Below are 22,672 nucleotides of genomic sequence, written 5' to 3' on the forward strand. Positions count from 1 at the left end.
GCGGCCAGAATAAACGCTAGAGGTCGAGCGCCTGATAGGTCCGGCGGACGAATTTGGGCTGGGCGGACTGCAGTTTGAGCAGGGCCGTGTTGCCCGCGACGGCGGCCGCCGCGTCGGCGCCGAAGTTCGGCATGTTCTGGATGAGGTAGATGACGACGAGGTCGGCGCTGGGATCGGCCTGCCACCAGGTGCCGTAGGCGCCCGGCCAACTGAACGTGCCCAGACCGCCGGGGCCGAACAATTGGCGCGACCGCGCCGGGTCGGTCACCACCGACAGGTTGAGCCCGAACCCGCGGCCCACCCAGAACGGCATCCCGAGAAACGGATGGCGCTTCTGCTCGTCGGTCAGCCGGTCGCCGCGCATGGTCCGCACCGACTCCTCGGAGAGCACCCGCACGCCGTCGACCTCGCCACCCGCGAGCAGCATCCGGGCGAACCTCAAATAGTCGTCGGCGGTGGAGAACAGGTTCGCGCCGCCCATGCAGAACGGTGGCGCCGAGACCGGGGGCGGGCCCATCGCGTCGTGGCTGAGCGTGTCGTCGTCGGCGAGCTGGTACATGGTGGCGACCCGGCCACGGTTACGGGCGTCGACGTAGAACGCGGTGTCGGCCATCTGCAACGGGCCCAGGATCCGTTCGGTGAGGACGTCCTGCAGCGTCTTGTTCTCGATGCGCTCCAAGACGATGCCCAGCACGTCGGTGGCCACGCTGTAGGTCAGCCGGTCGCCAGGCTGGTGCTGCAAGGGCAGCGCGGCCACCTCGGCCAGCCAGCCGTCGGGGTTCTGTCGGGCCGAGACCCGCGAGTACGCCCGCGCCAGCGGACCGGTCACCGAGAAGAAGTAGGCCAGCCCGCTGCGGTGGGTCATCAGGTCCTCGACCGTGATCGGGCGACGCGCCGGATGGGTCTTCTCCAGCGGTCCACCGGGCGCGTCGAGCACGCGCATCTCGGACAGCTCGGGCAGCCATCTGGTGACCGGATCGGCCAGCGCCAGCTTGCCCTCCTCGACCAGCGTCATGGCGGCGGCGACGGTGACCGGTTTGGTCATCGAGGCGATGCGGAAGATGGTGTCCCGCCGCATGGGCAGGCCCGCCTCCAGGTCGCGATGGCCGAGTTCGTTGACCTGCAGTACCTGCCCGGCCCGCCACACCATCGTGACCGCGCCGGCGAGCAGGCCCGCGTCGATGGCTTCGCGCACCGATGCCTGATTGGCGTCGAGTTTCATCGGCGCCAGCGTACTGACACACCCTCGGCGGGCCGGTATACGAGTCGCCGACGTGCCCGTCCGCACGCGGGTGCTAAGCTCGCCGCAGTTTCGACGTCCTTTAACGAGCCGTCCCGTGAGGCGGAGAAGGAGGTCAGAGCCGCTTGGTGCCGCCAGACATGTCGGGCCCAACGGATGGTGACCGAGTACTGATGTCCGCAGCGGACGTCAACCGAACCATCTCCCGCATCGCTCATCAGATCATCGAGAAGACCGCGCTGGATGATCCGGCCGGACCGCCGCACGTCGTGCTGCTCGGAATCCCCACCCGCGGGGTCACATTGGCCACACGGCTGGCACAGAAGATCAACGAGTTCTCGGGCGTGACCGTCGCGCACGGTGCGCTGGACATCACGCTCTACCGCGACGACCTCAACATCAAACCGCCGCGGCCGCTGGAGGACACCTCGATCCCCGAGGGCGGGATCGACCAGGCGCTGGTGATCCTCGTCGATGACGTGCTCTACTCCGGGCGCTCGGTGCGTTCGGCACTGGACGCGCTGCGCGACATCGGCAGGCCGCGCGCCGTGCAGTTGGCGGTGCTCGTCGACCGCGGCCATCGCGAACTGCCGCTTCGGGCCGACTACGTCGGCAAGAACGTGCCCACCTCGCGCAGTGAGAATGTCAAGGTGCGCCTGGCCGAGAACGACGACATCGACGGTGTGTGGATCGCGCCGCACGGGGGGCCGCCACGATGACCCGAGCGATGAAGCACCTGCTGTCGGCCGCCGACCTGTCCCGCGACGAAGCGCTGGCCATCCTCGACGACGCCGACCGGTTCAGCCATGCGCTGTTGGGCCGTGAGGTCAAGAAGCTGCCCACGCTGCGCGGGCGGACCATCATCACGATGTTCTACGAGAACTCCACCCGCACCCGGGTGTCGTTCGAGGTGGCGGGCAAGTGGATGAGCGCCGATGTGATCAACGTCAGCGCATCGGGATCCTCGGTGGCCAAGGGCGAGTCGTTGCGTGACACCGCGCTGACCCTGCGCGCCGCGGGCGCCGACGCACTGATCATCCGTCACCCCGCCTCCGGTGCGCCGCAGCAGCTCGCGCAGTGGACCGCCGCCGAGGACGGCGGTCCGACGGTGATCAACGCCGGCGACGGCACCCACGAACATCCGACCCAGGCGCTGCTCGACGCGCTGACCATCCGCCAGCGGCTCGGCGACATCGAGGGCAAGCGGGTGGTGATCGTCGGTGACGTGCTGCACAGCCGGGTGGCCCGCTCCAACGTCCATCTGCTGCACACCCTCGGCGCGGAGGTGGTGCTGGTGGCACCGCCCACCCTGCTGCCGGTCGGGGTCGCCGAGTGGCCCGCGACCGTCTCCCACGACCTCGACGCCGAACTGCCGATCGCCGATGCGGTGCTGATGCTTCGCGTGCAGGCCGAACGGATGAACGGCGGGTTTTTCCCGTCCGCGCGCGAGTACTCGACGCTCTACGGGCTCTCGGAGAAGCGCCAGGCGATGCTGCCCGGCAATGCGATCGTGTTGCATCCGGGCCCGATGGTGCGCGGTATGGAGATCGCCTACTCCGTCGCCGACTCGACGCAATCGGCGGTACTGCAACAGGTTTCCAACGGGGTGCATGTGCGAATGGCGGTGCTGTTCCACCTGCTGGTGGGTGCCGAGCAGGAGGTGATCAGCGCATGAGCCTGCTGATTCGCGGGGTGCGGCTATACGGCGAGGGCGACCGGGTCGACGTGTTGGTGAGCGACGGTCAGATCGCGCAGATCGGCCCGGATCTCGCGATTCCGGACACCGCCGAGGTCTACGACGCCACCGGGCAGATCCTGTTACCCGGCTTCGTCGATCTGCACACCCATCTGCGCGAGCCCGGTCGCGAATATGCCGAGGACATCGAAACAGGTTCGGCTGCAGCCGCTCTCGGCGGCTACACCGCGGTGTTCGCGATGGCCAACACCAACCCGGTCGCCGACAGCCCGGTGGTCACCGACCATGTCTGGCATCGGGGCCAGCAGGTCGGGCTCGTCGACGTGCACCCGGTCGGCGCGGTGACGATGGGCCTGGCGGGTACCCAGCTCACCGAGATGGGGATGATGGCCGCCGGGGCCGCGCAGGTCCGGATGTTCTCCGACGACGGGGTCTGCGTGCACGATCCGCTGATCATGCGGCGAGCCCTGGAGTACGCCACCGGGCTCGGTGTGCTGATCGCCCAGCACGCCGAGGAGCCGCGGCTGACCGTCGACGCGGTCGCCCATGAGGGTCCGAACGCCGCCCGGCTGGGGCTGGCGGGCTGGCCGCGGGCGGCCGAGGAGTCCATCGTCGCGCGCGACGCACTGCTGGCCCGCGATGCCGGGGCGCGGGTGCACATCTGCCACGCCTCCACGGCGGGCACCGTCGAGCTCGTCAGGTGGGCCAAGGCGCAAGGGATTTCGATCACCGCCGAGGTGACTCCACACCACCTGCTGCTCGACGACCGGCGGCTGGAGACCTATGACGGGCGCAACCGGGTGAACCCACCGCTGCGCGAGAGCAGCGATGCCGAGGCACTGCGCCGGGCCTTGGCCGAAGGCATCATCGATTGTGTGGCCACCGACCATGCCCCGCATGCCGAGCACGAGAAGATGTGCGAGTTCGCCAACGCGCGGCCGGGGATGCTGGGGTTGCAGACCGCGCTGTCGGTGGTGGTCGAGACGATGGTGCGCCCGGGTCTGCTCGGCTGGCGCGACGTCGCGCGGGTGATGAGCGAGAACCCCGCCCGCATCGTCGGGCTGCCCGACCAGGGCCGGCCGCTGGCCGTCGGCGAACCGGCCAACCTGACCGTCGTCGACCCCGACGTCACCTGGACCGTGGAGGGCAACGCCCTGGCCAGCCGTTCGGAGAACACGCCCTACGAGTCGATGGAGTTGCCCGCCGCGGTGACCCTGACCACGCTGCGCGGCAAGGTCACCGCGCGCGACGGGAAGAGCCCAGCGTGAGCGCCCAGATCGACGAAATGGTGTATTGCACTCGCCTTTTCCCACCCATTTGTCCGTTTGGGCGGGGTGGGGGTGGCGCGTGAACACCGGAACCCTGGTCGGGTCGTTGGTCATGGCGGCCGTGGTGGCCGTCGCGATCGCGGTGGTCATCCAGCTGATGATCCGTGGCTGGCGCCGGCGCGCCGAACGCCAGGCGCACATGATCGGCACGCTGCCCGCGCTGCCCGACAGCGTGGGACCGGCCCTGGTGCCGCCCACCAAGGGGCTGTATGTCGGCAGCACGCTGGCTCCGCGCTGGAACGACCGCGTCGTCGTCGGCGACCTCGGGTTTCGCAACAAGGCCGTGCTGACCCGCTACCCCGAGGGAATCATGTTGCAGCGCACCGGCGCCGTCCCGATCTGGATACCCGACGAGTCGATCACGGCGATTCGCACCGAGCGCGGCCTGGCGGGCAAGGCGCTGACCCACGAGGGCATCCTCGCCATTCGATGGCGGCTGCCGTCGGGCACCGAGATCGACACCGGCTTCCGCGCCGACGATCGCGCCGACTACGACCGCTGGTTGGAGGCCGCATGAGTAAGGCAGTTCTGGTCCTCGAGGACGGGCGCGTCTTCACCGGCACCGCGTTCGGCGCGGTCGGCGAGACGCTCGGCGAGGCGGTGATCTCCACCGGCATGTCGGGCTATCAGGAGACGCTCACCGATCCCAGCTACCACGGCCAGATCGTGGTGGCCACCGCACCGCAGATCGGCAACACCGGCTGGAACCACGAGGACGCCGAGAGTCGCGACGACAAGATCTGGGTGGCCGGTTACGCCGTGCGCGACCCGTCGCCGCGGGCCTCCAATTGGCGGGCGTCGTCAACGCTGCAGGACGAACTGGTCCGGCAGAACGTCGTCGGCATCGCGGGCATCGACACCCGCACCGTGGTGCGCCACCTGCGCAACTTCGGCACCATGAAGGCCGGGATCTTCAGCGGCGACGCGCTCACCGATCTCGACGAGTTGCTGGTCCGGGTCTGCGGCCAGCCTTCGATGCTCGGCGCGAATCTGGCGGGCGATGTCAGCACCGATGTGAGCTATGTGGTGGAACCCGATGGGCCGCAACGGCTCACGGTCGCCGCGGTCGACCTCGGCATCAAGACCAGCACACCGCGAAACTTCGCGTCCCGGGGCATCCGCAGCCATGTGCTGCCCTCGACGGTGGGCTTCGATGCGATCGCCGACCTCAAGCCCGACGGGGTGTTTCTGTCCAACGGGCCCGGCGACCCCGCCACCGCCGATCACATCGTGGCGCTCACCCGTGAGGTTCTCGGCGCCGGGATCCCACTGTTCGGTATCTGCTTCGGCAACCAGATACTGGGCCGCGCGCTGGGCCGGTCGACCTACAAGATGGTGTTCGGCCACCGCGGCATCAACATCCCGGTGATCGACCACGCCACCGGACGGGTCGCGGTGACCGCGCAGAACCACGGCTTCGCTCTGGAGGGTGAGGCGGGGGAGCGGTTCGACACCGAATTCGGCCAGGCGGTCGTCAGCCATACCTGCGCCAATGACGGCGTGGTTGAGGGCGTCAAACTTGTTGATGGGAAAGCATTTTCGGTGCAGTATCATCCCGAGGCGGCGGCCGGCCCACATGATGCGAATTATCTGTTCGACCAATTCGTCGACCTGATGACGGGGGAGGCCGAGTAATGCCCAAGCGCACTGACCTCAACCACGTGCTGGTGATCGGCTCCGGGCCGATCGTCATCGGCCAGGCCGCCGAGTTCGACTACTCCGGCACCCAGGCCTGCCGGGTGTTGCGGTCGGAGGGCCTGCAGGTCACGCTGATCAACTCCAACCCGGCGACGATCATGACCGACCCGGAGTACGCCGACCACACCTATGTCGAACCGATCACGCCCGCGTTCGTGGAGCGGGTCATCGCCCAGCAGGCCGAGCGCGGCAACAAGATCGACGGCTTGCTGGCGACGCTGGGCGGTCAGACCGCGCTGAACACCGCGGTGGCACTGGCCGAGGGCGGTGTGCTCGACAAGTACGGCGTCGAGTTGATCGGGGCGGACTTCGAGGCCATCCAACGCGGCGAGGACCGACAGCGGTTCAAGGACATCGTGGCCAAGGTCGGCGGCGAATCCGCCCGCTCGCGCGTGTGTTTCACCATGGACGAGGTCCGCGAGACCGTCGGGGAACTCGGACTGCCGGTGGTGGTGCGGCCGTCGTTCACGATGGGCGGGTTGGGCTCGGGCATGGCGTACTCGGCCGACGACGTCGAACGGATGGCCGGTGACGGTCTGGCCGCCTCGCCGAGTGCCAACGTGCTGATCGAGGAGTCCATCTTCGGGTGGAAGGAATACGAACTCGAGCTGATGCGCGACGGCAACGACAACGTGGTGGTGGTGTGCTCGATCGAGAACGTCGACCCGATGGGCGTGCACACCGGGGACTCGGTCACCGTCGCTCCGGCGATGACGCTGACCGACCGCGAGTACCAGACGATGCGCGATCTGGGCATCGCGATCCTGCGTGAGGTCGGCGTGGACACCGGCGGCTGCAACATCCAGTTCGCCGTCGACCCGACCGACGGTCGGCTCATCGTCATCGAGATGAACCCCAGGGTGTCGCGGTCGAGCGCGCTGGCGTCCAAGGCGACCGGCTTTCCGATCGCCAAGATCGCCGCTCGGCTCGCGATCGGCTACACGCTCGACGAGATCGTCAACGACATCACCGGCGAGACCCCGGCCTGCTTCGAGCCCACCCTGGACTACGTCGTGGTCAAGGCGCCGCGGTTTGCCTTCGAGAAGTTCCCCGGCGCTGACGGCACCCTGACCACCACGATGAAATCGGTCGGGGAGGCGATGTCGCTGGGCCGCAACTTCATCGAGGCGCTCGGCAAGGTGATGCGCTCACTGGAAGCCAGCCGGGGCGGGTTCTGGACCGCGGCCGATCCCGACCTGACCCGCGACGAGCTGCTGGACAGCCTCACCTCGCCCACCGACAACCGGCTCTACAGTGTGGAGTTGGCGTTGCGCCGGGGCGCCACCGTCGAGCAGGTGTCGGCGGCCTCGGGCATCGACCCGTGGTTCGTCGAGCAGATCGCCGGGCTGGTCACCCTGCGCGCCGAACTGCTCGAAGCCCCCGTGCTGGACGCCGATCTGCTGCGTCGCAGCAAGTACCACGGACTGTCGGACCGTCAGATCGCCGCGCTGCGACCGGAGTTGGCCGGTGAGGTCGGCGTGCGTGCGCTGCGCAGCCGGCTGGGCATTCACCCGGTGTTCAAGACCGTCGACACCTGCGCGGCGGAGTTCGAGGCCAAAACGCCCTATCACTACAGCAGCTACGAGCTCGATCCCGCGGCGGAGAGCGAGGTCGCACCGCAGACCGAGCGGCCCAAGGTGCTCATCCTCGGGTCGGGTCCCAACCGCATCGGGCAGGGTATCGAGTTCGACTACAGCTGCGTGCACGCCGCCACCACGCTCAGCGAGGCCGGCTTCGAGACCGTGATGGTCAACTGCAACCCCGAGACGGTGTCCACCGACTACGACACCGCCGACCGGCTCTACTTCGAACCGTTGACGTTCGAGGACGTGCTCGAGGTCTACTACGCCGAACAGGCCTCCGGGGAGGGCGGGCCCGGTGTCGTCGGGGTGATCGTGCAACTCGGCGGCCAGACCCCGCTCGGATTGGCCGAACGTCTGGAACAGGCGGGTGTGCCGATCGTCGGCACCAGCCCAAAGGCCATCGATCTGGCCGAGGACCGCGGCGCGTTCGGCGAGGTGCTCAACAACGCCGGGCTGCCCGCGCCCCAGTTCGGCACCGCGATCAGCTTCGAGCAGGCTCGCCGGATCGCCGCCGACATCGGCTATCCGGTGTTGGTGCGGCCGTCCTACGTGCTGGGCGGGCGGGGCATGGAGATCGTCTACGACGAGGAGACCCTCGAGGGCTACATCACCCGGGCCACCCAGCTCTCGCCCGAACATCCGGTGCTCGTCGACCGATTCCTCGAGGACGCCATCGAGATCGACGTCGACGCGCTGTGCGACGGCACCGAGGTGTACATCGGCGGCATCATGGAGCACATCGAGGAAGCCGGTATCCACTCCGGTGACTCCGCGTGTGCGCTGCCGCCGGTGACGTTGGGCCGCAGCGACATCGAGTCCGTGCGCCGCGCGACCGAGGCGATCGCGCATGGCATCGGCGTGGTCGGACTGCTCAACGTGCAGTACGCCCTCAAAGACGACGTCCTCTATGTCCTGGAGGCCAATCCGCGGGCCAGTAGGACGGTGCCGTTCGTGTCGAAAGCCACCGCGGTGCCGCTGGCCAAGGCGTGCGCGCGAATCATGTTGGGCGCCAGCATCGCCCAGTTGCGCGAGGAAGGGCTGCTGGTTCGCAGCGGCGACGGCGCGACGACACCACGCAATGCGCCCGTCGCGGTCAAGGAAGCGGTGCTGCCGTTCAACCGCTTCCGCAAAACCGACGGTGCGCAGATCGACAACCTGCTCGGCCCGGAGATGAAGTCGACCGGCGAGGTGATGGGTATCGCCCGCGACTTCGGCAGCGCGTTCGCCAAGAGCCAGTCCGCTGCCTACGGGTCGCTGCCGGTCGAGGGCACCGTGTTCGTCTCGGTCGCCAACCGCGACAAACGCTCACTGGTGTTCCCGGTCAAACGGCTGGCGGACCTGGGGTTCCGGGTGCTGGCCACCGAGGGCACCGCGGAAATGCTGCGCCGCAACGGCATTCCGTGTGACGAGGTCCGCAAGCACTTCCAGCCGCCGGGCGACGACAGGCCCGCCGCGTCCGCGGTGGACCTGATCAAGGCCGGTGAGGTGGACATGGTCATCAACACTCCGTACGGCAACTCCGGGCCCCGCGTCGACGGGTATGAGATCCGCTCGGCGGCGGTGGCCAACAACATCCCGTGTGTGACCACCGTGCAGGGCGCCTCGGCCGCCGTACAGGGCATCGAGGCGGCCATCCGCGGCGACATCGGCGTGATGTCGCTGCAGGAACTGCACAGCGTGCTGGTGCCGTAGCGGTGGCCGGGTTCGGTCGTCGGCTGGCCGAGGCGGTGTCGGCGCGCGGACCGCTGTGCCCGGGCATCGATCCCCATCCCGAACTGCTGCGCGCATGGGATCTGTCGGCCGATGCCGACGGGCTGAGCGCGTTCAGCGAGATCTGCGTGCAGGCCTTCGCCGATTTCGCGATCGTCAAACCGCAGGTGGCGTTCTTCGAGGCGTACGGCGCCGCGGGCTATTCGGCGCTGGAGCGCACGATCGGCGCGTTGCGGGCGGCCGGGGTGCTGGTGCTCGCCGACGCCAAACGCGGCGACATCGGCTCCACCATGGCCGCCTACGCGCAGGCGTGGGTGGGCGATTCACCGTTGGCCGTCGACGCGGTCACCGCCTCGCCGTACCTGGGCTTCGGGTCGCTGCACCCGCTGCTCGACCTCGCCCACGCCCGCGGCCGGGGGGTGTTCGTGCTGGCCGCCACCTCCAACCCGGAGGGCGGCGCCATCCAGCGCGCGGTGGCCGGATCCGCGACTGTCGCGCAGTCGATCGTCGACGCGGCCGGGGCCGTCAACCGCGAGCACGCGGCCGAACCAGGCTCGGTGGGGGTCGTCGTCGGCGCCACGGTGCCCGAACCGCCCGATCTCGGCGCCCTGGGCGGTCCCGTGCTGGTGCCCGGGGTGGGCGCGCAGGGCGGACGTCCCGACGCCCTGGGTGGGCTGCGTGGGGGCGGGCGCGGCCCGCTGCTCCCCGCGGTGTCGCGGGAGATATTGCGTGCGGGCCCGGACGTGACGGCGCTGCGGAGCGCCGCCGAGCGGATCCGGGACGCGGTGGCCTACCTGGCCTGATGCCCCGAACGGGGCCCGCGTCGCACCTGCTGTCACATATGTCACATAAACAACAGCAGAAAACCTCAGTCACAGGCGTAACGCGCTGGGCGATTTCGACACGCCCGACACGCGCTGACCAGCGAAAATTTTTCAAATTCTCGTCACGGCGCCGCCGCGGCCAGGTGCGGAACCGACGGCGCCGGCTGCGAGATTGCCGGTGGCTCGCCAAAATCGTTGACTTTCAGGCAATTCCACCGCGAAACACGGCGACCGAGCCGGCTTGGGGCGTCGTGGAGGACGCGCGCGGTCATTCCGTCGCCGCCCTGACACGCTGGGCTTTTGACGGCAAAAGCCGGGGGTGGGGTTCGCTTTAGTCAGGCGGCGTGGGTACGGTCGTCGTCGCTGGCTGTTCTGGAGTTTTTCCTGTCAGCCGAGATGAAAAACAAGATGGTGACGAGACGGAGGAACCCGTGGCCCTTCCCCAGTTGACAGACGAACAGCGCGCGGCCGCGTTGGAGAAGGCTGCCGCCGCACGTCGAATCCGGGCTGAACTCAAGGATCGGCTCAAGCGCGGAGGCACCAACCTCAAGCAGGTGCTCAAGGATGCCGAGACCGACGAGGTCCTGGGCAAGATGAAGGTTTCCGCTCTGCTGGAAGCCCTGCCCAAGGTCGGCAAGGTCAAGGCGCAGGAAATCATGACCGAACTGGAGATCGCCCCGACCCGCAGGCTGCGTGGCCTCGGCGATCGTCAGCGCAAGGCGCTGCTGGAAAAGTTCGACCAGTAGTCCCGGGCGCTTTACGTTGAGCGCCGGCCGGGGGGCCGGTCGGGTGGTTGTGCTGTCCGGTCCCTCCGCCGTCGGGAAATCGACTGTCGTCCGCTGCCTGCGTGACCGCGTTCCCGACCTGTATTTCAGCGTGTCCGTCACCACCAGGGCGCCTCGCCCCGGTGAGGTCGACGGCGTCGACTACTCGTTTGTGACCGAGGATCGGTTCCAACAGTTGATCGACGGTGGGGCGCTGCTGGAGTGGGCCGAAATCCACGGTGGTCTGCACCGCTCCGGCACTCCCGCCCAGCCCGTCCGCGATGCCATCGACGCCGGCAGACCCGTCCTCATCGAGGTCGATCTCGCCGGTGCGCGCGCCGTGAAGGCGTCGATGCCCGAGGTCCTCACGGTGTTTTTGGCCCCGCCCAGTTGGGAGGTGCTGGAGAGCCGCCTGACCGGCCGCGGCACCGAAACCCCCGAGGTGATGGCCCGCCGACTGGCCACCGCACGGGCCGAATTGGCCGCCCAGGGCGACTTCGACGTCGTGGTGGTCAACAGTCAATTGGAGTCGGCCTGCGCGGAATTGGTATCCTTGCTGGTAGGCCCTGACTGAGCATGCGCCCAATACGGCGTGGGTTTTCCGAGAGCCACCCATGCATTCCCGCAAAACGCCAGGAGATTTTTACGTGAGCACTTCGCCCGCCGACACTGCGCTGACCGCTGTGGACGACAACGACACGTCCGTCGTCGGCGCATACGACACCCCGCTGGGCATCACCAACCCGCCCATCGACGAGCTGCTCGAACGCGTGTCGAGCAAGTACGCGCTGGTGATCTACGCCGCCAAGCGCGCCCGCCAGATCAACGACTACTACAACCAGCTCGGCGACGGCATTCTCGAGTACGTCGGCCCGCTGGTCGAACCGGGGCTCCAGGAGAAGCCGCTGTCGATCGCCCTGCGTGAGATCCACCAGGACCTGCTCGAGCACACCGAGGGCGAGTAGCTAAGGGCCCTTTGGCGTGACGGACCGCAAGCGGATCATCGTCGGTGTCGCCGGAGGCATCGCCGCCTACAAGGCGGCCACCGTGGTCCGCCAACTCACCGAGGCCGGCCATTCGGTCCGCGTCGTGCCCACCGAGTCCGCGCTGCGGTTCATCGGCGCGGCGACCTTCGAGGCGTTGTCGGGCAACCCGGTCCACACCGGCGTCTGGGACGACGTCCATGAGGTGCCTCACGTCCGGATCGGCCAGGAGGCCGACCTCGTCGTCGTCGCTCCGGCCACCGCGGACCTGTTGGCCCGCGCGGTCGCCGGCCGCGCCGACGATCTGCTGACCGCCACGCTGCTCACCGCGCGATGTCCGGTGCTGTTCGCCCCGGCGATGCACACCGAGATGTGGTTTCATCCCGCCACCGTCGACAACGTCGCGACGTTGCGCCGCCGCGGGGCGGTGGTACTGGAACCGGCCTCCGGGCGGCTCACCGGCACCGACAGCGGGGCGGGCCGGCTACCCGAGGCCGAGGAGATCACCACTCTGGCCCAGTTGCTGCTGGACCGCACCGACGCCCTGCCCTACGACCTCGCCGGGGTCAAGGTGCTCGTCACCGCGGGCGGCACCCGCGAACCGATCGACCCGGTGCGCTTCATCGGCAACCGCAGCTCCGGTAAGCAGGGCTACGCGATGGCGCGGGTGATGGCCCAGCGCGGCGCCGAGGTCACGCTCATCGCCGGCAACACCGCCGGACTGATCGATCCGGCGGGTGTGGAGGTGGTCCACATCGGTTCGGCCGCGCAGCTCAAAGACGCCGTCTCCAAGCACGCACCCGCCGCCCACGTGCTGGTGATGGCCGCCGCGGTGGCCGACTTCCGGCCGGCGACGGTGCAGACCAGCAAGATCAAGAAGGGCGGCGCGCAGGAATTCAACGTCATCGAGTTGACCCGGACCGACGACGTGCTCGCCGGCACGGTGCGGGCCCGCGCAGACGGCCAGCTGCCCAACATGCGGGCCATCGTCGGGTTCGCCGCGGAGACCGGCGACGCCACCGGCGATGTGCTCTTCCACGCCCGGGCCAAACTGCAGCGCAAAGGGTGTGATTTGCTAGTCGTCAACGCCGTCGGTGAGAATCGGGCGTTCGAAGTGGACAACAACGACGGATGGCTGCTCGCGGCCGACGGCACGGAGTCCGCTTTGGAACACGGTTCGAAGACTCGGATGGCCAGCCGTATCGTGGACGCGATCGTGGCCTTTCTGCAGAACAGCAGATAACTCGAATCATGCGACTGGCTGCGCACAAGGGTTGCGCGCGGCCGGGGCGCACGCTTGGGTGCAACAGGAAAAACTTAAAATTCGGCAGGCTAAGTACCGGAAGGGATCGAAGTGAGCAAAGCGCGGCTGTTTACCAGTGAGTCGGTAACCGAGGGCCACCCCGACAAGATCTGTGACGCCATCAGCGACTCGGTGCTCGACGCGTTGCTCGCCGACGATCCCCGATCGCGTGTCGCGGTGGAGACGCTGGTGACCACCGGCCAGGTGCACGTCGTCGGTGAGGTGACCACCGCGGCCAAGGAGGCCTTCGCCGACATCACCAAGACTGTGCGTGAGCGCATCCTGGAGATCGGCTACGACTCCTCGGAGAAGGGCTTCGACGGCGAGACCTGCGGCGTCAACATCGGCATCGGCGCCCAGTCGCCCGACATCGCGATGGGTGTGGACACCGCCCACGAGACCCGCGTGGAAGGCGCCGCCGACCCGCTGGACTCCCAGGGCGCGGGCGATCAGGGCCTGATGTTCGGCTACGCCATCAAGGACACCCCGGAGCTGATGCCGCTGCCGATCGCGCTGGCTCACCGGCTGGCGCGGCGGCTGACCGAGGTCCGCAAGAACGGGGTGCTCGACTACCTGCGCCCCGACGGCAAGACCCAGGTCACCGTCCAGTACGACGGCACGACGCCGGTGCGCCTGGACACCGTGGTGCTGTCCACCCAGCACGCCGCGGGCATCGACCTGGACGGCACGCTGACCCCGGACATCCGCGAGAAGGTGGTCAACACCGTGCTCGCCGACCTGAACCACGACACCATGGACACCTCCGACTTCCGGCTGCTGGTCAACCCCACCGGCAAGTTCGAGCTGGGCGGGCCGATGGGCGACGCCGGGCTGACCGGCCGCAAGATCATCGTGGACACCTACGGCGGATGGGCCCGCCACGGCGGCGGCGCCTTCTCGGGTAAGGATCCGTCGAAGGTGGACCGTTCGGCGGCCTACGCGATGCGCTGGGTGGCCAAGAACGTGGTCGCGGCGGGTCTGGCCGAGCGCGCCGAGGTGCAGGTGGCCTACGCGATCGGCAAGGCCGCCCCGGTCGGGCTGTTCGTCGAGACCTTCGGCAGCGAGACGGTGGACCCGGCCCGCATCGAGAAGGCCATCACCTCGGTGTTCGACCTGCGCCCCGGCGCGATCGTGCGCGATCTGGAGTTGCTGCGCCCGATCTACGCCCAGACCGCGGCCTACGGGCACTTCGGCCGCACCGATGTCGAGTTGCCGTGGGAGCAGCTGAACAAGGTCGACGAGCTCAAGGCCTCGGTCTAGTTCCCGGCCGGCGATTTGTGTGCGTTTAGGATCGCTCACCGCAGCAAAACGCACACAAATCGCTAGCTGAACGCGTAGTCGTCGAGCGGGAAGCGGCGGCTGCGCCACCACGCCTCCAGTGTGGTGGTCGGCCGCAGCGGCGCGTCGCCGTTCTTGTCGAAGTAATAGCTGTTGGCCTGCCGACAGCTGTCCTGCCAGAAGATCTGCCGGTGGCGTCTGCGCATCATCTCGGCGAAGTACCGGTCGTTGGCCTCCTGGGTGACCTCGACGCGACGCGCACGCTTGCGCCGGGCCTGCGTGAGGCAGCGCACGATGTGGTGGGTCTGGGTCTCGATCAGCGCGAAGTACGACGACCCGACATAGCCGTAGGGCCCGAACACCGTGAAGAAGTTCGGGAAGCCCGGCACGCTGACCCCCTCGTAGGCCTGCAGTCGGTGCTCGTCCCAGTGCCGGCGCCAGGAGCGTTCACCGGATCCGGTGACCGAATACGTCGGCATGTCGCTCGTGTCCATCACCTTGAAGCCGGTCGCCAGGATGAGCACGTCGATGTCGCGGGTCTGACCGTCCACGGTCGCCACGCCGGAGCCGGTGATCTTGTCGATGGGCTCGGTGACCAACTCCACGTTGTCGCGGTTGTAGGTGGACAGATAGGTGTTGTGGAAGCCCGGTCGCTTGCAGCCGACGGCGTAGCGCGGGGTGAGCTTGTCCCGCACGACGGGGTCGTGAACCTGCTTGCGCAGATACGCCTCGCCGACCTTGGACATGTTCTTGGCCATCGGGTTGACGGTGAAGTACTGCGCGGGCAGCGTGAACGTCAACTCGACGTAGGCCTGGCTGAGCAGGCGCTGCACCGCGTGCCCGCCGGGCAACCGCATCAGTTGACGCGCCGCCGGCGGCAGCGGCACGTCGGCCTTGGGAAAGCACCAGATCGGTGTGCGCTGAAAGACAGTGAGCTGCTTGACAATCGGTGCGATCTCGGGAATGACCTGCACCGCGGAGGCGCCGGTGCCGATCACCGCGACGCGCTTGCCGGTGAGGTCCTGGTCGTGATCCCAGCGGGCGGTGTGCATGGTCAGCCCGGCGAACGAGTCGACCCCGTCGATGTCGGGCAGGTTGGGGGTGATCAGCACCCCGCAGGCGTTGATGAGGAAACGGGCGGTCACCGTCTCGTCGGTGTCGAGTGCGAGCCGCCACAGGTTCTCGTCGTCGTCGAACGCCGCGGCGCGCACCTTGGTGTTGAACCGGATCTTGGGCCGTAGACCGTACTTGTCGACGCAGTGCTCGGCGTAGGCCCGCAATTCCTCGCCCGGCGCATAGGTGCGCGACCAGTCCGCGCTCTGCTCGAACGAGAACTGGTAGGAAAACGACGGGATGTCCACGGCGATACCGGGATAGGTGTTCCAGTACCAGGTGCCGCCGGGCCCCTCGCCGGCCTCGATCACCAGGTAGTCGCCCAGCCCGGCCCTGTCGAGGTTGATCGCAGCGCCGATGCCGGAGAATCCGGCGCCGACGATGACGGTGTGGTGGTCGGGCATGGGTGCGGCCTTCCGTCGGGGGCGCCCCCAATTCCACCGGACACCGGGCGCACCGTCAAAGCCCCGACGGTATGAGCAACCCGTGCAGCACGAAGTCGCACAGCTCCTCGGCCAGCTGGGCGCGGGCGTTCTCGGTCGTGCCGCGAAACCACGCGGGCACATAGGCCAGCATGCCGATGATCGAGTACATCACCATGCTGGCGTTGACGTCTCGGAACTCACCCGACCGGATCCCGGAGTTCAGCAGTCGCTTGGTGAACCGCTCGTAGCGGCCGATCCGGCGACGCAGATCGGCGGCCTGCGCCTCGGGAAGATGCTTGTCGATCAGCGGCAATTCGTGAAAGAACACCGCCAACTCGTCGTACTGGGTGAACACGTGGCCCACCTGGAGGCGCACCAGTTCACGCACGCGATCGGTCACCGATCCGGTGGTGGGCACCTGCGCGAGCAACGCCAGAGTCGCGTCGACCTGGTCGGAGAGCAGTTCATAGAGGATCGCGCTCTTGGACGGGTAGTAGTGATAAAGCGTGCCCTTGTTCAGCCCGACCTCGTCGGCGATGACATCCATCCTGGCCGAGCCGTACCCGAGCTCGCGGATCACGCGCGCGGCTGTCGCGCGTACCTCGGAGCGGCGCGACGGCCTGGGCATTGGCGCTCCTTTCGCGATCAGTCGGTGTGCAGCGCCCTGCGCAGCGCCGCCATCCCGCGAGCGGTCGCCTCGGTCGCCGCGGGCACCACCCCGTCGTAGGCGACGAAGGCGTGCGGCAGCGTCGGCGCGTTGTGCAGTTCGACGGGAACCCCGGCGGCGGCCAGCAGTTCGGCGTAGCGGGCCCCGTCGTCGCGCAGCGGATCGTGGCCGGCGGTCCCGATGTAGGCGGGCGGCAGCCCCGACAGGTCCGTCGCGCGGGCCGGCGCGAGCGTGGCGGGCATGTTCGACATGTCCAACCCGTCGGCACCCTTGACGTACCAGCGGGTGTAGTCACGACACCCGGCGGAGTCCAGGATGGGCGCCTCGGCGTTCTCGGTGAACGACGGCAGCGAACTGTCGAACGTCGTGGACGGATACCACAGCAGCTGAAAGCGGATCGGCGGCCCGCCGGCGTCCCGCGCCAGCTGGGTCACCACCGCCGCCAGGTTGCCGCCCGCCGAATCACCCGCCACCGCAAGCCGGTTCGCGTCGACACCCAGCTCCTCGGCGTGTTCGGCGACCCACTGCGTGGCCGCCCAGGCGTCGTCGACCGCGGCCGGGTAGGGGTGCTCGGGGGCCAACCGGTAGTCGACCGACACCACCACCGCGTCGGCGCCGACCACGTGTCGGCGGGCGATGCCGTCGTAGCCGTCGAGGTCGCCGACCGACCACCCGCCGCCGTGGATGAACACCACCACCGGCGGGACGCCCGCGGTCTCGATGGGCCGGTACACCCTGATCGGGATCGGCCCGGCGGGCCCGGCGATGGCGCGGTCGGAAGTGGTCAGTTCGGGATGCACCTCACGCTGCGGTAGGTCACCGAACCGCTGCCGCGCCGCCTCGACACCGCCGTCGGTTGTCAACTGAAACGGAACCGCCTCAAGTACCTTCTGCAGGATGGCATCCAGGGGTTCCCGGCTGACGGACATGGGGACACCGTACGCACATCGGCGAACCAGGCGGCTGTGGACGGCCGCCGCCGTCGTCGGTGCCTGCTACGGGGTCTTTCTCGTCGTCACCGCCGCACGACTGCCGTGGGGAGCCGAGCTGACCGGCCAGTTCGGCATGCAGCCCGCGGTCAAGGCACTGGCGGCGGTGTTGTTGGCGATCGCGGCGCTGACCCACCCGATCACCGTGGAGCGGCGCTGGCTCGTCGCGGCGCTGCTGTTCTCGGCCGCCGGGGACTTCCTGCTGGCGATGCCGTGGTGGGAGCCGTCGTTCGTGCTCGGGTTGGCCGCCTTCCTGGTCGCGCACCTGTGCTTTTTGGCCGCGCTGCTGCCGCTGGTGGCGCCGTCGAAACCGCGCATGGCCGCGGCCGCGGTCACCGTCGCGGCCTGCGCCGCGTTGCTGGTGTGGTTCTGGCCGCGGCTGATCGCCGACGGGATGGCGCTGCCGGTCACCCTCTACATCGCGGTGCTCGGCGCGATGGTCTGCGCCGCGCTGCTGGCCCGGCTGCCCACGCCGTGGACGGCGCTGGGCGCGGTGTGTTTCGCGGTGTCGGACGCGATGATCGGGATCAGCCGGTTCATTCTGCGGTCGGAGGCGCTCGCGGTGCCGATCTGGTGGGCGTACGGCGCATCGCTGTTGCTGATCACCGCCGGCTTCTTCTTCGGCCGCGCCACCGGCGCCGCGTCGCCGTCGGCCGCATCTGCTACATCTGCCTAGGTGACGACCACCAGGCAGCAGGCGGAGCACGAGCCCATCGCGCGCGTGCTGCCGATGCTGTCCGTACCGCACCTGGACCGCGAGTTCGACTACCTGGTGTCGGCCGAGCAGTCCGACGACGCGCAGCCGGGGGTGCGGGTGCGGGTGCGGTTCCATGGCCGCCTGGTCGACGCCTTCGTGCTCGAAAGACGTTCGGACACCGATCATGTCGGCAAGCTCGGATGGCTGGACCGGGTGGTCTCCGCGCAGCCGGTGCTGACCCCGGAGGTGCGACGGCTCACCGACGCCGTCGCCGCGCGGTACGCCGGCACCCGCGCCGACGTGCTGCGGCTGGCGGTCCCGCCACGGCACGCCAGCGCCGAGAAGCAGGCGCCGCCGCAATTGGCGCCGGTGAGCGTCGAACCCGTCGACACCTCGGCGTGGGCGGCTTACGGCCGCGGCGAGCAGTACCTGGCCGCGCTCGGTGACGGACGCGCCGCACGGGCGGTCTGGCAGGTGCTGCCCGGTGAGGCCTGGGCCGACCGCCTGGCCGAAGCGGCCGCGGTGACCGTGCGGGCCGGGCGCGGTGTGCTGGTCATCGTGCCCAATCAGCGCGACGTCGACGCCATGTCGGCCGCCGCCCTGCGATGCGTCGACGAGTCGCGGGTGGTGGCGCTGTCGGCGGGGCTGGGGCCCGCGCAGCGGTACCGGCGGTGGCTTTCGGTGCTGCGCGGCGGCGCCCGGGTGGTCATCGGCACCCGCAGCGCGGTATTCGCGCCCGTCGCCGATCTGGGCCTGGTGATGGTGTGGGACGACGGCGACGACAGCCTGGCCGAACCGCGCGCCCCGTATCCGCACGCCAGGGAGGTCGCGATGCTGCGGGCCCACCAACTGCGGTGCGCCGCGCTAGTCGGGGGCTTCGCCCGCACCGCCGAGGCGCACGCCCTGGTGCGCAGCCGCTGGGCGCACGACCTGGTGGCGTTGCGGCCGGTGGTGCGGTCGCGGGCGCCGCGCGTCGTCGCGGTCGAGGACAGCGGCTACGCGCAGGAACGCGACCCGGCCGCCCGCACCGCGCGGCTGCCGTCGATGGCCCTGCAGGCCGCGCGCCGGGCGCTGGAGTCCGGGGCGCCCGTCCTCGTGCAGGTACCCAGGCGCGGCTATGTGCCCGCCCTGGCGTGCGCGCGCTGCCGCACGATTGCGCGCTGCCGCACCTGCACCGGCCCGATGTCGTTGCCGCACCGCGACACCGTGGGCGCGGTGTGCCGGTGGTGTGGTCGCGAGGAGCGGGCGCTGCGCTGCGCCCGCTGCGGCGCCGACGCCGTGCGCGCGGTCGTCGTGGGCGCGCGCCGCACCGCCGAGGAGTTGGGCAGGGCGTTCGCCGGCACCACCGTGATCACTTCGGGCGGCGACGCGATGGTGGACACCGTGCCCGACCAGCCCGCGGTCGTGGTCGCGACACCCGGGGCCGAACCCGTTGCAGCGCAAGGATATGGCGCGGCACTACTACTGGACAGCTGGGCATTGCTCGGCAGGCAGGATCTGCGGGCCGCCGAGGACACCCTGCGCCGCTGGATGCTGGCCGCCACCCTGGTGCGCGGTCGTGACGACGGCGGCGTGGTCGCGGTGGTGGCCGAGTCGGCGATCCCGACGGTGCAGTCGCTGATCCGCTGGGACCCGGTCGGGCACGCCGACGCCGAGTTCGACGCGCGCGCCGAGGTGGGTCTGCCGCCCGCCGTGCACATCGCCGCGGTCGACGGCCCACCCGAGGCGGTGCACGCCCTGCTGGACACCGCGCAACTGCCCGGCGCGGCCGAACTGCTGGGCCCCGTCGATCTGCCCGCGGGCGCGCGCAGGCCACCGGGCCTGCCTGCGGACGACCCGGTGAACCGGATGCTGGTCCGGGTGCCTCGCGACGGCGGCCTGGCGCTGGCCGCGGCGCTGCGCAAGGCCGTCGGGATACTCAGCGCGCGCCACGACCACCCGCCGGTTCGTGTGCAAATCGACCCGTTGCACATAGGGTGATTCCGACGATTTGCCCCTGAGACGGCCCGCACGGGACGGGAGGTGAACATGCGGCGGCTGCTGCTCGCGCTGATTCCGTTGGCACTCATCGCGTTTGGTGTGGCGTGGCCGGTGGTGTTCGAAGGCGGGACCCAAGGTGGCGCCGACGACGTCTACGACCCCGTCGTGTTCACCCACTACCGGGCCGACTACGACGTCGACGACGACGGCAACCTCGACGCCGTCGAGACGATCACCGCCGAATTCCCCGCGGGCCGACACGGCCTGTTCAAGTACTGGGACGTCGCCAACCCGAACAGCCCCCGGGTGCGGCAGACGCCCGAGGTCACCTCGATTCTGGTCGACGGCCGACCGATGACCTACCAGATGTTGTGGGAGAGCGGTGAACGCTTCCGGGTGGCCAAGATCGGCGACCCCGAGCGCTACCTCAGCCCCGGCACCCACGTGTTCGAGATCCGCTACACCATCGACGGCGTGCTGGACCCCGCCACGGTCGGCGCCGAGGCGACCTTCGCCACGTCGACCGGCGGCGCGCAGGCCTTCCCGACGGTGTTCTACTGGAACGTCATCGCGCCGGGCTGGAACAACCGCATCGACCGCGCGGACATCACCGTCACGCTGCCCGGCCGCGTCCCGCAGGCACAGTGCTCGGTCGGCCAGGGGGTGGGCACCGCATGTGTCGACCTGACCATCAGCGGTGACCGAGTCGAACTGTCGGCACTGCGGTTGCCGCCGCGCACACCGGTCACGGTCCGGGCGGGCGTGGACGTGCCGACCCCGCCCCGGGCCGAACTACCCTGGCCGCACCCCTGGGACCGGGTCCTGGGCCAGTCGGTGCCGGGCGTGGTGTGGGTCGCGATCCTCACCGTGGCGTTCGGGATCGGCGCGTACTTCTGGTACCGCACCACCGTCGAACCCTCACCGGGCTTCCCGCTGCAGTACGCCCCGCCGCCGGGACTCGGGCCGGTGCAACTCGAGTACATCCGCACCGAGGCGGTGCCCAAGAACGGGCTCACCGCGACGCTTTTCCATCTCGCCGAACGCGGCCTCGTCGAGCTGACCCAGGTCAGAGACAACCACTGGAAGATCCGCGGAACCGCCACGCGGGCCGCCTGGGCCGACGTCGACCCGGTCGGCGTGGCGGTGGGCTCGGCCCTGAAGGTGATGGGACCCGGCGCGGAGTTCGAGGCGAAGAAGAGCGTCACGTCCGGCGAGAAGTTGGCCAAGGCCAAGACCGACATGGCCGCCGCGGTCGAGAAGTGGGCCCGCGTCAACGGACTGATGGTGAGCGCCAACCGCGAACTGTGGCTGCGCGCCGCCAACGCCCTCGCATTTGTCCTGATGCTCTTCGGGGTGTTCCGCTGGTTCTTCCCGGCCACCATATGGGCGCTGCCGTTCGCGGCGTTCTTCCTGTTCTCGATCGGAGCGTGGCAGCAAGGCGTGGGCTCTCGGCGCACCATTGCAGGACGTGAACTGTGGTCTCGTGCAGGAGGATTCCACCGCCTGCTGACCACCGACTCCGCCGAGGCCCGATTCGACTTCGGTGCGCGCAAGGATCTCTACTCCGCCTACGTGCCGTTCGCCGTGGCGGCGGGGGCGGCGGCGTTGTGGGCCAAGAAGTACCAGACGTCGACGGGCACGCCTGCCCCGCAACCGGATTGGTACCACTCGTCCTCGGCCGGCGGTTGGGGGCTGTCCGCGGGCGGCTCCGCTTCGGGCTTCGATACGTTCGAATCGGCGCTATCGTCATCGATCAGCCACTACACCGCGTCCCAGTCGTCCTCCAGCAGTGGCGGAGGCGGCGGCGGCGGAGGCGGCGGAGGTGGCGGCGGCGGGGGAGGAGGCGGCGGATCGTGGTGAGGCTTCTGCTGATCGTCGTGCTGGTGCTGGCGGTGCTGGCGCTGGCCGGTTTCGTCATCGGCTACAACAGGATCCGCGCCGCCGACGTGCGTGTCGCCGAGGCGCTGTCGGGTATCGACGTGGAGCTGACCCGGCGCGCGTCGCTGATCCCGAGCCTCGTGCACACGGTGCAGACCTTCGCCGCCCACGAAAAGGGCATCCTCGATCACGTCACCGACGCGCGGGCCGCACTGACCTCGGCGACGGCCGGGCGCTCGGTGGCCGAACGCAGCGCCGCCGAACACGACCTGGAGCGGGCCCTGGCGCCGTTGCTGGCACTCGGCCAGACCTACCCGGCGCTCAACTCGTCGCAGAACTTCTTGAACCTGCAGCAGAACCTGGCCGACACGGAGAACAAGCTGGCGTTCGCGCGGCAGTACTACAACGACGCGGTGGCCACCCTCAACGGACTGCTCGGCACGATCCCCTGGATGTTCGTCGCGCCGCTGGCCGGGGTGGACGAACGGGAGTACTACCGGACACCGCGCTGAGCGT

At 69.2% G+C, this 22,672-nt stretch carries 20 protein-coding genes; 16 read left to right on the forward strand and 4 right to left on the reverse strand.

The window, feature by feature from the left end; genetic code table 11:
* Positions 1–16: 16 nt before the first annotated feature.
* Positions 17–1,222 carry a serine hydrolase domain-containing protein gene (locus ABQE89_RS12050; RefSeq protein WP_448416696.1) on the reverse strand — a complete coding sequence of 402 codons (1,206 nt, stop codon included), beginning with the start codon at positions 1,220–1,222 and terminating at the stop codon, positions 17–19.
* Positions 1,223–1,380: 158 nt separating this feature from the next.
* Here ABQE89_RS12050 and pyrR point away from each other — a divergent pair, with 158 nt between their 5' ends.
* The 12 genes from pyrR (at position 1,381) to metK (ending at position 14,389) form a co-directional block, all read left to right on the forward strand.
* On the forward strand, positions 1,381–1,959 hold the full coding sequence (gene pyrR, locus ABQE89_RS12055) for a bifunctional pyr operon transcriptional regulator/uracil phosphoribosyltransferase PyrR (RefSeq protein WP_448416698.1): 579 nt from the start codon (positions 1,381–1,383) through the stop codon (positions 1,957–1,959).
* A gap of 8 nt (positions 1,960–1,967) precedes the next feature.
* The gene (locus ABQE89_RS12060; RefSeq protein WP_448416788.1) at positions 1,968–2,915 is read left to right on the forward strand and encodes an aspartate carbamoyltransferase catalytic subunit; all 948 of its coding nucleotides are present in this window, start codon (positions 1,968–1,970) and stop codon (positions 2,913–2,915) included.
* A complete protein-coding gene (locus ABQE89_RS12065) occupies positions 2,912–4,204 on the forward strand; it encodes a dihydroorotase (RefSeq protein ID WP_448416700.1) in 1,293 nt (430 codons plus the stop codon). Before ABQE89_RS12060 ends, ABQE89_RS12065 begins: the two co-directional genes overlap by 4 nt.
* 79 nt (positions 4,205–4,283) lie before the next feature.
* On the forward strand, positions 4,284–4,781 hold the full coding sequence (locus ABQE89_RS12070; protein WP_448416702.1) for a PH-like domain-containing protein: 498 nt from the start codon (positions 4,284–4,286) through the stop codon (positions 4,779–4,781).
* On the forward strand, positions 4,778–5,899 hold the full coding sequence (carA, locus tag ABQE89_RS12075; RefSeq protein WP_448416704.1) for a glutamine-hydrolyzing carbamoyl-phosphate synthase small subunit: 1,122 nt from the start codon (positions 4,778–4,780) through the stop codon (positions 5,897–5,899). The genes ABQE89_RS12070 and carA overlap by 4 nt, the downstream gene beginning before the upstream one ends.
* Positions 5,899–9,237, forward strand: coding sequence for a carbamoyl-phosphate synthase large subunit (carB, locus tag ABQE89_RS12080; RefSeq protein WP_448416706.1), 3,339 nt, complete (start codon positions 5,899–5,901; stop codon positions 9,235–9,237). The genes carA and carB overlap by 1 nt, the downstream gene beginning before the upstream one ends.
* Before the next feature lie 2 nt (positions 9,238–9,239).
* The gene (pyrF, locus tag ABQE89_RS12085) at positions 9,240–10,058 is read left to right on the forward strand and encodes an orotidine-5'-phosphate decarboxylase (protein WP_448416708.1); all 819 of its coding nucleotides are present in this window, start codon (positions 9,240–9,242) and stop codon (positions 10,056–10,058) included.
* Positions 10,059–10,510: 452 nt separating this feature from the next.
* Positions 10,511–10,825: an integration host factor, actinobacterial type gene (gene mihF, locus ABQE89_RS12090; protein WP_006244838.1), complete on the forward strand. Its 315-nt coding sequence runs from the start codon at positions 10,511–10,513 to the stop codon at positions 10,823–10,825.
* 16 nt (positions 10,826–10,841) lie between these two features.
* Positions 10,842–11,417, forward strand: a complete 576-nt coding sequence (gene gmk, locus ABQE89_RS12095) for a guanylate kinase (RefSeq protein ID WP_448416709.1) — start codon at positions 10,842–10,844, stop codon at positions 11,415–11,417.
* Between the two features lie 73 nt (positions 11,418–11,490).
* Complete coding sequence (gene rpoZ, locus ABQE89_RS12100; protein WP_448416711.1) at positions 11,491–11,808, forward strand: DNA-directed RNA polymerase subunit omega; 318 nt, start codon at positions 11,491–11,493, stop codon at positions 11,806–11,808.
* A 16-nt stretch (positions 11,809–11,824) separates the two neighbouring features.
* Positions 11,825–13,069: a bifunctional phosphopantothenoylcysteine decarboxylase/phosphopantothenate--cysteine ligase CoaBC gene (coaBC, locus tag ABQE89_RS12105; RefSeq protein ID WP_448416713.1), complete on the forward strand. Its 1,245-nt coding sequence runs from the start codon at positions 11,825–11,827 to the stop codon at positions 13,067–13,069.
* A gap of 111 nt (positions 13,070–13,180) precedes the next feature.
* Positions 13,181–14,389, forward strand: coding sequence for a methionine adenosyltransferase (gene metK, locus ABQE89_RS12110; protein WP_448416715.1), 1,209 nt, complete (start codon positions 13,181–13,183; stop codon positions 14,387–14,389).
* A gap of 62 nt (positions 14,390–14,451) precedes the next feature.
* Here metK and ABQE89_RS12115 read toward each other — a convergent pair whose 3' ends face one another.
* The 3 genes from ABQE89_RS12115 to ABQE89_RS12125 are packed head-to-tail and all read right to left on the reverse strand — an operon-like array spanning position 14,452 to position 17,541.
* The gene (locus tag ABQE89_RS12115; RefSeq protein ID WP_448416717.1) at positions 14,452–15,924 is read right to left on the reverse strand and encodes a flavin-containing monooxygenase; all 1,473 of its coding nucleotides are present in this window, start codon (positions 15,922–15,924) and stop codon (positions 14,452–14,454) included.
* Positions 15,925–15,979: 55 nt separating this feature from the next.
* Positions 15,980–16,573: a TetR/AcrR family transcriptional regulator gene (locus ABQE89_RS12120; RefSeq protein WP_448416719.1), complete on the reverse strand. Its 594-nt coding sequence runs from the start codon at positions 16,571–16,573 to the stop codon at positions 15,980–15,982.
* Between the two features lie 17 nt (positions 16,574–16,590).
* A complete protein-coding gene (locus ABQE89_RS12125) occupies positions 16,591–17,541 on the reverse strand; it encodes an alpha/beta hydrolase (RefSeq protein WP_448416721.1) in 951 nt (316 codons plus the stop codon).
* Here ABQE89_RS12125 and ABQE89_RS12130 point away from each other — a divergent pair.
* Genes ABQE89_RS12130 through ABQE89_RS12145 form a run of 4 tightly spaced genes read left to right on the forward strand, consistent with a single transcriptional unit; the run spans position 17,540 to position 22,668 of the window.
* Positions 17,540–18,277 (forward strand): lysoplasmalogenase, encoded by a 738-nt coding sequence (locus ABQE89_RS12130; protein ID WP_448416723.1) that lies wholly within the window; start codon positions 17,540–17,542, stop codon positions 18,275–18,277. The genes ABQE89_RS12125 and ABQE89_RS12130 overlap by 2 nt on opposite strands.
* On the forward strand, positions 18,278–20,278 hold the full coding sequence (locus ABQE89_RS12135) for a primosomal protein N' (protein ID WP_448416725.1): 2,001 nt from the start codon (positions 18,278–18,280) through the stop codon (positions 20,276–20,278).
* 48 nt (positions 20,279–20,326) lie between these two features.
* Entirely contained in the window at positions 20,327–22,138 is a 1,812-nt protein-coding gene (locus tag ABQE89_RS12140) for a DUF2207 domain-containing protein (protein WP_448416727.1), read from the forward strand.
* Entirely contained in the window at positions 22,132–22,668 is a 537-nt protein-coding gene (locus tag ABQE89_RS12145) for a LemA family protein (protein ID WP_448416729.1), read from the forward strand. Before ABQE89_RS12140 ends, ABQE89_RS12145 begins: the two co-directional genes overlap by 7 nt.
* Positions 22,669–22,672: the final 4 nt, after the last annotated feature.

This window comes from Mycolicibacterium sp. XJ1819, from assembly GCF_053483675.1.

Coding starts and splice junctions, on each gene's coding strand:
- ABQE89_RS12115 (WP_448416717.1), bottom strand. CDS start 15,924: ATGCCCGACCACCACACCGTCATCGTCGGCGCCGGATTCTCCGGCATC.
- ABQE89_RS12130 (WP_448416723.1), top strand. CDS start 17,540: ATGGGGACACCGTACGCACATCGGCGAACCAGGCGGCTGTGGACGGCC.
- pyrR (WP_448416698.1), top strand. CDS start 1,381: ATGTCGGGCCCAACGGATGGTGACCGAGTACTGATGTCCGCAGCGGAC.
- ABQE89_RS12060 (WP_448416788.1), top strand. CDS start 1,968: ATGAAGCACCTGCTGTCGGCCGCCGACCTGTCCCGCGACGAAGCGCTG.
- carB (WP_448416706.1), top strand. CDS start 5,899: ATGCCCAAGCGCACTGACCTCAACCACGTGCTGGTGATCGGCTCCGGG.
- carA (WP_448416704.1), top strand. CDS start 4,778: ATGAGTAAGGCAGTTCTGGTCCTCGAGGACGGGCGCGTCTTCACCGGC.
- ABQE89_RS12125 (WP_448416721.1), bottom strand. CDS start 17,541: ATGTCCGTCAGCCGGGAACCCCTGGATGCCATCCTGCAGAAGGTACTT.
- ABQE89_RS12065 (WP_448416700.1), top strand. CDS start 2,912: ATGAGCCTGCTGATTCGCGGGGTGCGGCTATACGGCGAGGGCGACCGG.
- ABQE89_RS12050 (WP_448416696.1), bottom strand. CDS start 1,222: ATGAAACTCGACGCCAATCAGGCATCGGTGCGCGAAGCCATCGACGCG.
- ABQE89_RS12140 (WP_448416727.1), top strand. CDS start 20,327: ATGCGGCGGCTGCTGCTCGCGCTGATTCCGTTGGCACTCATCGCGTTT.
- ABQE89_RS12120 (WP_448416719.1), bottom strand. CDS start 16,573: ATGCCCAGGCCGTCGCGCCGCTCCGAGGTACGCGCGACAGCCGCGCGC.